Genomic DNA, 9,858 nt, shown 5'->3' with positions numbered 1-9,858 from the left:
GCGAAGAACGATAACGCGGTCCCACTGGACGCCCACCAACGGCCAAGTCAGCATGTCCACTTCGAAACCGGGACATGACCTGATGCGACGATTACCTTCCCTGGCAGCCCTGCGAACCTTCGAATGCGCTGCCCGCCACGCCCATTTCGGTCGGGCGGCGGCCGAGTTGTGTGTCACCGACAGCGCAGTCAGCCACCAGATCCGCCAGCTCGAAGAGCAATTGGGTGTATCGCTGTTCGTGCGCGAGGGCCGGCAGATTCGCCCGACGTTGGCGGCGGGGCGCCTGATGCAGAGTTTGCAACAGGCGTTCGAACTGATTGGCGATGCCTGCGACGAACTGCGTGATCCGTCATCCCTGGCGGTGTTGCGTCTGGCGGTGACCGCCGAGCTGGCGCAAAAGTGGCTGATGAGCCGTCTCACGGATTTCTACGCGCGCTACCCGCACATCACCTTGCACCTGTACGAACAGCCGATCGACGCCACGGCGCCCGGCGAAGACATCGACCTGGCAATCACCTACGGCACCGGCCCGGTGGACAGCACTGCGTATTTCGTCCGGCCGCTGCCGGCGTTGCAGTTCTTCCCGGTGTGCAGCCCCGGCCTGTTCAACCAGGGCGCCCTGAAAACTCCGAAGGATCTGGTCCGCCATTGCCTGCTGCACGACGACCAGGACGGCAAGACCTGGACCGCGTGGCTCACCAGCCATGCCGGCGATCAGCGCCCCGACCGGCAACTGTATTTTGCTCATGCCGGGCTGGCACTCGAAGCGGCTGCGCAAGGGCAGGGCGTGGCCATGGGGGACAACCTGACGGCCCAGGAAGATTTGCTCAGCGGTCGGCTGGTACGGCCATTTACCTCGAGCATGACCGCGCTAGGTCAATATGCACTGGTGTGTGAAAGGGTGAGACTGGAACGTCCGGCGGTGGCGCAGATGCTGGAATGGTTCAACGATCAGTTGCTCGATTGATGAGTTGAATTCAAGTATTCCGCAATAATCATCGTTGGCGAGCCAGTCACCAACGCCCTTAGCCTGTGGTCATTCCAATCCCTGCTGAAGAGGTTTGACCATGGCGCGTTTGCTCGACACCACTCCCAAACAGGACGGTTTCCGTCTGCCCGGCGAATTCGAGGCCAAGTCCGGTTGCTGGCTCGGCTGGCCGGAGCGCACCGACGTCTGGCGCAACGGTGCCAAGCCGGCGCAGAAAGTCTGGGTACAGATCGTCACTGCCATTTCCATGAGTGAGCCGGTCACCGTGTGCGCTTCGGCGGCACAGTTTGCCACCGCCCGTCGCCAGTTGCCGCCGCAGGTGCGTGTGGTGGAAATGACTTGCAACGACACCTGGTTCCGCGACAGCGGCCCGTGTTTTGTGGTCAACGATCGGAGCGGCGAAGTGCGCGGCGTCGACTTCGAATTCAACGCTTATGGCGGGCTCGACGGTGGCCTCTACTACCCGTGGGACAAGGACGACCAGATCGCCAGCAAAATCCTCGAAATCGAACGCTTCGACCGCTATCGCGCGCCGTTGATTGCCGAACTGGGCGGCATCCAGAGCGATGGCCAGGGCAGCATCCTGACCACCGAACAGTGCTTGCTCAACCGCAACCGCAACCAGCATCTGGGCAAGGACGAAGTCACCCGCCGCCTGACCGACTACCTCGGCGCCGAGCAAGTCATCTGGCTGCCACGGGGCTGCAAGTTCGACGAAACCGATGGTCATGTCGACGACCTCGCGTGCTTCGTACGTCCTGGCGAAGTGGTTTTGCAATGGACCGACAATCGCGATGACCCGCAGTGGGAAATCTATCAGGAGGCCTACGACATCCTGCGCAGTACCCGCGACAGTCGGGGCCGCGAGTTGATCGTGCACAAGCTGCCGCAACCGGATGTGCTGGAGTGGACGGCCGAAGAGGCCGAAGGGCTGGACCGGCAGGACAGCACTCACACGCGTCAGGCCGGGACGAAAATCTGCGCGTCGTACATCAATTACTACGCCGGCAACAAAACCATCGTGGTGCCGTTGTTTGGTGATCGTAACGACAAAGTGGCGCAGGCGACCCTGGCCGAGCTGTTCCCTGAACACAACATCGTCGGCATCGAAAACTCCCGGGAAATCCTCCTCGGTGGCGGCAACGTCGCGTGTATCACCATGCCGCAGTACGCTGGCAAAGGAGTGTGAAAATGGGCCTGCACAAGCTGACTCAAGCAATACTGCTGGTGCTTGCACCCCTGTGTGTGCAGGCCGCCGATACCGCCAGACCGGTGGTCAATCTGTACATCTGGGGCGAGTACCTGGCGCCGGACACCTTGAAGAACTTCGAGGCGAAAACCGGCATCCATGTGGTAGCCGATCACTTCGATTCGCTGGAAACCGTCGAGACCAAACTGTTGACCGGCCGCAGTGGTTACGATCTGGTGTTGACGGCGGGGCAGCATCTGTCGCGAGCCATCGAGAGTGGCGCGGTACAGACGGTCGACAAGCAGCAACTGCCGCACTTTGCCGGCGTCGGCGAGGAGTTCCGCCAGCACATGGCGGTGTTCGACCCGGGCAACCGCTATGCCGGGATCTACGCCTGGGGCACCACCGGTGTGGGCTATCAGGAACAGGCTGTCAAACAGCGCCTGCCGGACGCGCCGACAGACAGTTGGGCGATGCTTTTCGATCCGGCCGTGGTCTCGAAATTCGCCGATTGCGGGGTCAGCCTGCTCAACGATCCCAACGAAGTGTTTGCGGCGGTCATGAAGTACATGGGCCTGGACATCAACCGCCAGAACCTCGATGACCTGAAGCTGGCCGAACAGCAACTGGCGAAGATTCGTCCGTACATTCGCTACTTCGACAACGACCTGAACATCAGCGACCTGGCTAACGGCAATACCTGCGTGGCGATGTCGTGGAACGGCAACGTGGGCATCGCGGCGGGCCAGGCAGAGGCGGCGAACAAACCGTACTCATTGAAATATCGCATTCCGAAGGAAGGCACGTTGATCTGGTTCGATGCCATGGTCATTCCCAGGGATGCGCCGCATCCGAAGGCCGGCCTGGCTTTGATGGACTACCTGATGACCCCGGAAGTGATCGCGCCGATCACCGACAGCATCCATTACGCCAATGCGATCACGGCGGCGGACAGTCTGATCGACCCGGCGATCCGCAATGATCCGGGGACGTATCCGCCGGCCGCGGTCAGGGCTTCGTTGTACAGCAAGAATGACAATGGCAAGGCGTTCAACCGGGCGCTGATCCGGGCGTTCAGTCGGTTGAAGTCGGGGTTGTGATTGGCTCTTGATGATGTGTTGACTGGACTGACGTCTTCGCGAGCAAGCCCGCTCCCACAGTTGACCGGGTTCTGACATGGGAATGCGATCAATTGTGGGAGCGGGCTTGCTCGCGAAGAACGATAACGCGGTTTACTTGTTTGGAACCCGCCACAAATACCAGGAGGCCACCGTCCGATAAGGGCTCCACGCCGATCCGATCTCGATCATCTGCTTGCGCGTCGGCTGCACCTGGAGCCCCTTGAGTCGCCGATAACCCTCACGCACGCCAAAATCGTCGGCCGGCAGAATATCCGGACGCTCCAGGCTGTAGATCAGCAGCATCTCCACGGTCCAGCGGCCCACACCGCGCAAGGTGATCAAACGCTCGATCAGCGCTTCATCGTCCATGGCCAGCGCCGTGGTGTAATCCGGCACCACGCCGTCCAGCGATGCCTGGGCGATGCCTTGAATGGTGGTGATTTTGCTCGCGGAAAACCCGCAACTGCGCAGTTGGTCGAAATCGGTCGCGACGATCTGTTCAGGCCGGGGAAACGAGCCGGAACCGAACAGCGCCAGCAGCCGGCCGACAATCGCATCGCCGGCCTTGGCATGCAGTTGCTGATAGGCAATCGCCCGCACCAGCGACTCATACGGATCACGCGCCGCATGCGGCTGGTGCAGGCACGGGCCGATGGCGTCGATGTGGCGGCGCCAGTCATCATCGATGGCGGCCAGGAACTCCCTGGCCGCCAGATAGCCGTCGGACATGGGTTCAGGCTTTCCCGGACGGTTTCAACAGGGCGTTGATTTCGCCATAGGTGAAAGCCTTCAGGTTGTGGGTATCGAACTTGCCGGTTTGCAGAAAGCTTTGGGCAATGCCGGCCATGGCGCCGTAGAGGAATTCGGCGATGCCGGAACCGGCGGTCAGACGACGTACGCCAAGTGCTTCAAGCGCTTCGGGCGACGGCAGGCCCGGGAACCCCAGCACATTCAGCGGCAGCGAGGTGCCCTGGCACAGCGCCTTGATCTCGTACTCGGCGGTAACGCCCGCGGCAAACAGGCCATTGGCACCGGCCGCTTGATACAGCGCAGCGCGTCTGAGGGTTTCGGCGACGCGATCTTCGGCGGGCACCAGGCCCCGCAGATACACATCGGTGCGCGCATTGATAAACAGGTTCACGTTACGGCGATCGGCCACCTGGCGGGCGGTTTCAATCTTGCGTACCAGCAGCTCCGGCGGCGAGGAGCCGTCCTCGATATTGATCCCGACAGCACCGGCGGCGATCACGGCGTCAACCACCTGTGCCACCCGCTCCAGGTCATCGGAATAACCGGCCTCGATGTCCACGGTCAGCGGCACCGAAATGACCCGGGCAATTGACTCGACTGTCGAGACCAGGCGCTCAAGGGGCAGGGTGTTGCCATCGGGGTAACCATGCACCCAGGCCACCGCCGCGCTGCTGGTGGCCACGGCCTTGTTGCCCAGTTGCTCCACCAGCCGCGCCCCGGCGGCATCGGCAACGTTGGTGAGAATCAGCAAACCCTCGTGATGCAGTTGGTGCAGTTGATTGTCGAGCCTGTCCATCGAGCTTCCTTCCTTATGAAAAACCTGTGGGTGGGATCAGAACGCCAATTGCTCAGTAAGCTGTACCGCTGCGTTTTCCAGCCTGAGCAGAAACGCCTTGCGCGGCTGGCCTCCAGCGTAGCCGGTCAACGAACCGTCGGCGCCGATCACGCGGTGGCACGGCACGACAATCGATAAGCGGTTATGCCCGTTGGCCAGGCCCACCACCCTGCTGGCACCGGGCTTGCCCAGAATCGCCGCGATGGCGCCGTATGTGGTGGTCCGGCCGTAGGGGATTTTCGCCAGTTCGGCCCAGACCTGACGGGAGAATTCACTACCGGGCATGTGCAAGGCCACGCTGAACTCAGTGAGCGTGCCGGCGAAATACGCGGACAGTTGCTCTTCGATCTGCTGCAAATGCCGGTTGTGCCCCGGCGCCACGGCATAACCAAAACGGTTTTGCAGCGCTTCGACTGCCGGGTTCAGCGATGCCTGATCGAGAAACTCCAGCAGCACCAGCCCACGCCGTTCGGCCATGGCGATCATCGGCCCCAGCGGCGTGGTCAGGCGCGTGAACAGCAGCGGCTCGCTGTTGGCCGCGCGGCCCGGTGTGATGTGAAACGACTTTTGAAAGGCATCGCGAAAACCGCTCAGGGACTCGTAGCCGGAGTCGAATGCGGCGGCGTCGATGGAGTCGCCCTGCTTGATCCCGCCCAACGCCATGCCCAGGCGCCGGGCGCGCAGCCACGCGTGGAAGGTCATGCCGAAATGCTGCTTGAACCAGCGGCGCAGTTTCAGTGGTTCGATGCCTTCGGCCAGCAGCTGTGCGTCGGTCCAGCGCTGCTCCGGGTCGGCGTCTACCGACTTGAACAGTTTTTGCACCCAGTCCGGCGCGCTGGCGGCGGTATCCAGCGGTTTGCAGCGCAGGCAGGCGCGATAACCCGCCGCCAGGCATTGTTCGGCGTTGGTAAAGAACTCGACATTTTCCGGCTTCGGACTGCGGGCGGTGCAACCGGGGCGGCAGAAGATGCCTGTGGTCTTGACCGCCGTGAAGAACACGCCCTCGTAGGAGGTGTCTCGCTCGAGCATGGCGCGAACCATCTCGGCACGGGGCGGAAGCAGCGTTTTTTGTAGGTTCATGGGCGCAGCATAGATCGCGGCATGGGCGACCTCCACCGGAAAATCGACAGCGAATTCCGGACTGGAAATTGATTTCACCCTGTGGGAGCGGGCTTGCTCGCGAAGGCGGAGTGTCATTCGACATTGAGGTGACTGACGCTACGCCTTCGCGAGCAAGCCCGCTCCCACATTAAGTAAGTACAAAGCCTTCAGGCGCGGCGCGCCATCAGCAACACCGAGGCCGCAGCCGACAGCAACCCGGCGCAGCAGCGATTGAATATCCGCTTGCCCGACGGCCTGGCGAACCAGCGACGCATGTGCAAACCCATGTAGGCATAGGCGCCGATGGCGATCCATTCCAGCACCAGAAACAACGCCCCCAACACTACGAACTGCGGCGCAATGGCGTGGGTCGAGTCGACGAATTGTGGCAGGAACGCGGTGAAAATCAGAATCGCCTTGGGGTTTCCGGCCGCTACCAGGAATTCCTGCCGGGCCAGTGCCAGTGTGCCCACGGGGGCTGTGGTGAGCAGATTTTCGACGCCGGGATCGGCGCGCCACAATTGCCAGGCGAGGTAGAACAGGTAGGCCGCGCCGAGGATCTTGATGGCGTAGAACAGCAGCTCAGAGGTTTGCAACACCACCGCCAACCCCGCCGACGCGAGGGCAATCATCCCGGCGAACGCCAGCAACCGGCCGATGCCGGCTACGCACGCGGTGCGGTAGCCATAGCGGGTCGAGTTGCTGACCGACAGCAGGTTGTTGGGGCCGGGTGCCATGTTGAGGGCGAAGCAGGCCGGCAGAAACAGGGTGAGGGTGGCGAGGTCCATGGTGGGCTCCTGTAGCAAGAGCACTATTTTTATCACGGTTCACCGCTGGTCAGACCCATACAGTCATGGGCGTAAATCACCGTGCCAGGGGCTATTTGGCAAACTTTTTCGCCCCGGCGACGCAGAGGATCACGGCAGCGGTGACACCCAGCATGCCGAGGCTGACGTGCTCATGCAGCAGGGTGGCGGCCAGGGTCAGCCCGAAAAACGGCTGGAGCAGCTGTAATTGCCCAACGGCGGCGATGCCCCCTTGGGCCAGTCCGCGATACCAGAACACGAAACCGATCAGCATGCTGAACAGTGAGACGTAGGCCAGGCTGAACCAGGCTGGCGTGCTGATGTCGGTGAACGAAGCCGGCATGCGCATCCAGCTGAGCACCGCCACGACCGGCAGCGACAGCACCAGCGCCCAGCTGATCACCTGCCAGCCACCGAGCGTGCGAGACAGTTTCGCGCCTTCGGCATAACCCAGGCCGCAGGCGAGGATTGCCAGCAGCATCAGAATGTCGCCTTGGGGGGAGGCGGTCAGCCCTTGCGACAAGGCAAACCCGACCACCAGCAGGCTGCCCAGCACCGAGAAAATCCAGAACGCCGCCCGTGGCCGCTCGCCGCCGCGCAGTACGCCAAACACCGCCGTCGCCAGGGGCAACAGACCGACGAAGACGATGGAGTGCGCGGACGTCACGTATTGCAGCGCCAGCGCGGTCAGCAGGGGGAACCCGATGACCACGCCCATGGCCACGATGATCAGCGGTATCAGTTGCTGGCGCGCCGGACGTTTTTCCTTGAATAACCCCAGCAGGCACAGCGCCAGGACCGCCGCGATGGTGGCGCGCGCGACCGTCAGGAACACCGGGTCGAACTCCAGCACCGCCACCCGTGTCGCCGGCAGCGAGCCGCTGAAAATCACCACGCCGATCAGGCCGTTGATCCAGCCGCTGGTGCTGTTTTCCAGTGTCCGGGTTTGCAGGTTCGAAGTCCGTTCCATTTGGCTCACGCTCATTGTCTGATTGCACGAAACTCATCGTATGAGCGACTATCGATACAATCAAAAAATTGTCATGGATACATCTCGACATGCCTCGATCCCGCTACAAAACGTTGGTGGATGCCTTTGCCGCTGACATCCGCTCCGGGCATTTGCCGCCCGGAACGCGCCTGCCGACTCACCGCCAACTGGCCACCGAGCACGGTTTGGCACTGGTCACCGCCAGCCGGGTGTATGCCGAGCTGGAGGGTATGGGCCTGGTCAGCGGCGAAACCGGTCGCGGGACCTTTGTCAGGGAGACTTCGCTGCCGCCGGGGCAGGGCATCTCGCAGCACGTGGTGGCGGCGGGGATGCTTGACCTGAACTTCAACTACCCGTCATTGCCCGGTCAGGCCGACCTGTTGCGCAATGCCTTGCGTCAACTGGCGTTATCCGGTGATCTGGAGGCGCTCCTGCGTTATCAGCCCCACGCGGGGCGCCTGCATGAGCGGGCCTCGGTTGCGCGTCATCTGGCTGAGCGCGGGCTGAACGTGGCGGCCGAGCAGGTGTTGATCGTCAGCGGCGCCCAGCATGGCCTGGCGGTGACGATGATGACGCTGCTCAAGCCCGGCGATGTGATCGCCGCTGATGCGCTGACCTACCCCGGCTTCAAGACGTTGGCCGAAACCCTGCATCTGGAAGTCTTGCCCATTCCGGTCACGGATACCGGGCCTGATCTGCCCGCCCTGGCAAAACTCTGCCGCAGCCGATCGGTGCGGGCTGTTTATTCGATGCCGACCTTGCATAACCCTTTGGGCTGGGTGATGGACGCCGATCAGCGCGAGCAACTGGTGGCGATAGCGCGCCAGCATGACCTGACGATCATCGAGGACGCCGCCTACGCGTTCCTGGCCGAAAACGTACCGCCACCGCTGGCCGAGCTGGCGCCTGAGAGAACGGTGTACGTGTCCGGTCTGTCGAAGAATGTCGCCACAGGCTTTCGCGTCGGGTTCATTGCTGCGCCCGCGCAATGGATCGCCGCCTTCGAGCGCACCATCATGGCGACCACCTGGAACACCCCCGGCGTGATGACCGCCATCGCCACGGCCTGGCTCGACGATGGCACTGTGAGCCAGCTGGAAGAGCAAAAAAGGGCAGACGCCCGGGCCCGGCAAGCCCTGGCCCGCGAGGTGTTGGTGGGGCTCAGGACCATCAGTCACCCGAATTCCTACTTCATCTGGCTACCGTTGGCGGAAGACGCCCGGGCCGACCAGATCGCCATGGCGTTGATGCGCGAACAGGTGTCGGTGTCGCCGGCCGAGCCCTTTGCGATTTCAGCCCATGTGCCGCACGCGATACGCCTGGCGTTGGGCTCTGTAGACATGGATTCGCTGCGCATTGCCCTGACCAAAGTGAAAAGCGTCGTGAGTTATTACTCATAGCGAGGCCGGACAGGGCAGTTTTCTTCAATACGCGAGCCGCTAGGCTCTTTACCTTGAGGGCCTTGTTCAACTCGATGGAAGAAGGTGTGCAATGAGTCTGATGATGTCCATGGCGGCGTTTGCGCTGGTCGCTTCCATCACGCCGGGGCCGGTCAATATTGTGGCGTTGAGCTCAGGCGCGCGGTTCGGCTTCAGGGCCAGCCAGCGTCACGTGGCCGGGGCCACGCTGGGGTTTGTCTTGCTGTTGGTGCTGATGGGGCTGGGGTTGCATGAGTTGTTGCAACGATGGCCGGCGCTGACGCAGGGGGTGCAATGGGCGGGCGTGGCCTTTCTTCTGTACATGGCCTTCAAGCTGGCGGCCGATAACGGCCAAGTGCAAGCCGGGGAATCTGCCCGGGCACCGTCGATGCTATATGGCGCCATCATGCAATGGCTCAACCCGAAGGCCTGGCTGGCCTGCGTGGCCGGCATGGGTGCGTTTGTCGCCGATGGCGAGGCACGCCTGGTTTGGCAATTCGCCGCGATTTATCTGGTGATCTGCTATGCGTCGGTCGGTTGCTGGGCTTATGCCGGGACATTTCTGCGCGGTTTTCTGAACAACCCGGTGGGGATGCGGTTGTTCAATCGCGCCATGGCGTTGCTGCTGGTGGTGAGTGCGGTGTACCTGTTGCTGCCGT

The 9,858-nt window shown here is 62.3% G+C and carries 10 protein-coding genes; 5 read left to right on the top strand and 5 right to left on the bottom strand.

All coding sequences use genetic code 11. The annotated features are described in order from the left end of the window. The first annotated feature begins 82 nt into the window (after window positions 1-82). The 3 genes from PMI28_RS25350 (at window position 83) to PMI28_RS25360 (ending at window position 3,277) form a co-directional block, all read left to right on the top strand. Window positions 83-967: a LysR substrate-binding domain-containing protein gene (locus PMI28_RS25350; protein WP_007982455.1), complete on the top strand. Its 885-nt coding sequence runs from the start codon at window positions 83-85 to the stop codon at window positions 965-967. A 100-nt stretch (window positions 968-1,067) separates the two neighbouring features. Next, the gene (gene aguA / locus PMI28_RS25355; protein ID WP_007982453.1) at window positions 1,068-2,177 is read left to right on the top strand and encodes an agmatine deiminase; all 1,110 of its coding nucleotides are present in this window, start codon (window positions 1,068-1,070) and stop codon (window positions 2,175-2,177) included. A gap of 2 nt (window positions 2,178-2,179) precedes the next feature. Next, a complete protein-coding gene (locus tag PMI28_RS25360) occupies window positions 2,180-3,277 on the top strand; it encodes an extracellular solute-binding protein (RefSeq protein WP_007982450.1) in 1,098 nt (365 codons plus the stop codon). A 132-nt stretch (window positions 3,278-3,409) separates the two neighbouring features. On the opposite strand, the gene PMI28_RS25365 is transcribed toward PMI28_RS25360, so the two are convergent. The 5 genes from PMI28_RS25365 to PMI28_RS25385 all read right to left on the bottom strand — a co-directional run bounded on the left by PMI28_RS25365 (window position 3,410) and on the right by PMI28_RS25385 (window position 7,760). Continuing rightward, window positions 3,410-4,027, bottom strand: a complete 618-nt coding sequence (locus PMI28_RS25365) for a DNA-3-methyladenine glycosylase family protein (RefSeq protein ID WP_007982448.1) — start codon at window positions 4,025-4,027, stop codon at window positions 3,410-3,412. A gap of 4 nt (window positions 4,028-4,031) precedes the next feature. Next, window positions 4,032-4,844, bottom strand: a complete 813-nt coding sequence (locus tag PMI28_RS25370) for an isocitrate lyase/PEP mutase family protein (protein ID WP_007982445.1) — start codon at window positions 4,842-4,844, stop codon at window positions 4,032-4,034. Window positions 4,845-4,880: 36 nt separating this feature from the next. After that, window positions 4,881-5,963: a bifunctional transcriptional activator/DNA repair enzyme AdaA gene (locus PMI28_RS25375; RefSeq protein ID WP_033063082.1), complete on the bottom strand. Its 1,083-nt coding sequence runs from the start codon at window positions 5,961-5,963 to the stop codon at window positions 4,881-4,883. Window positions 5,964-6,151: 188 nt separating this feature from the next. After that, the gene (locus tag PMI28_RS25380) at window positions 6,152-6,772 is read right to left on the bottom strand and encodes a LysE family translocator (RefSeq protein WP_007982442.1); all 621 of its coding nucleotides are present in this window, start codon (window positions 6,770-6,772) and stop codon (window positions 6,152-6,154) included. 91 nt (window positions 6,773-6,863) lie between these two features. Beyond that, window positions 6,864-7,760: a DMT family transporter gene (locus tag PMI28_RS25385; protein WP_007982440.1), complete on the bottom strand. Its 897-nt coding sequence runs from the start codon at window positions 7,758-7,760 to the stop codon at window positions 6,864-6,866. An 89-nt stretch (window positions 7,761-7,849) separates the two neighbouring features. On the opposite strand from PMI28_RS25385, the gene PMI28_RS25390 reads away from it, so the two are divergent. Both PMI28_RS25390 and PMI28_RS25395 read left to right on the top strand, forming a co-directional pair. Beyond that, complete coding sequence (locus tag PMI28_RS25390; protein ID WP_007982438.1) at window positions 7,850-9,181, top strand: aminotransferase-like domain-containing protein; 1,332 nt, start codon at window positions 7,850-7,852, stop codon at window positions 9,179-9,181. Between the two features lie 91 nt (window positions 9,182-9,272). Beyond that, the coding region (locus PMI28_RS25395) for a LysE family translocator (protein WP_007982437.1) at window positions 9,273-9,858 on the top strand (586 nt) is incomplete at its 3' end.

Origin of the sequence: Pseudomonas sp. GM48, assembly GCF_000282335.1 — a bacterium.
In the GTDB taxonomy this organism is placed as follows: Bacteria; Pseudomonadota; Gammaproteobacteria; order Pseudomonadales; family Pseudomonadaceae; genus Aquipseudomonas.
The sequence above is the reverse complement of the archived record's forward strand: the minus strand, read 5'-3'. Positions and strand labels throughout refer to the sequence as shown.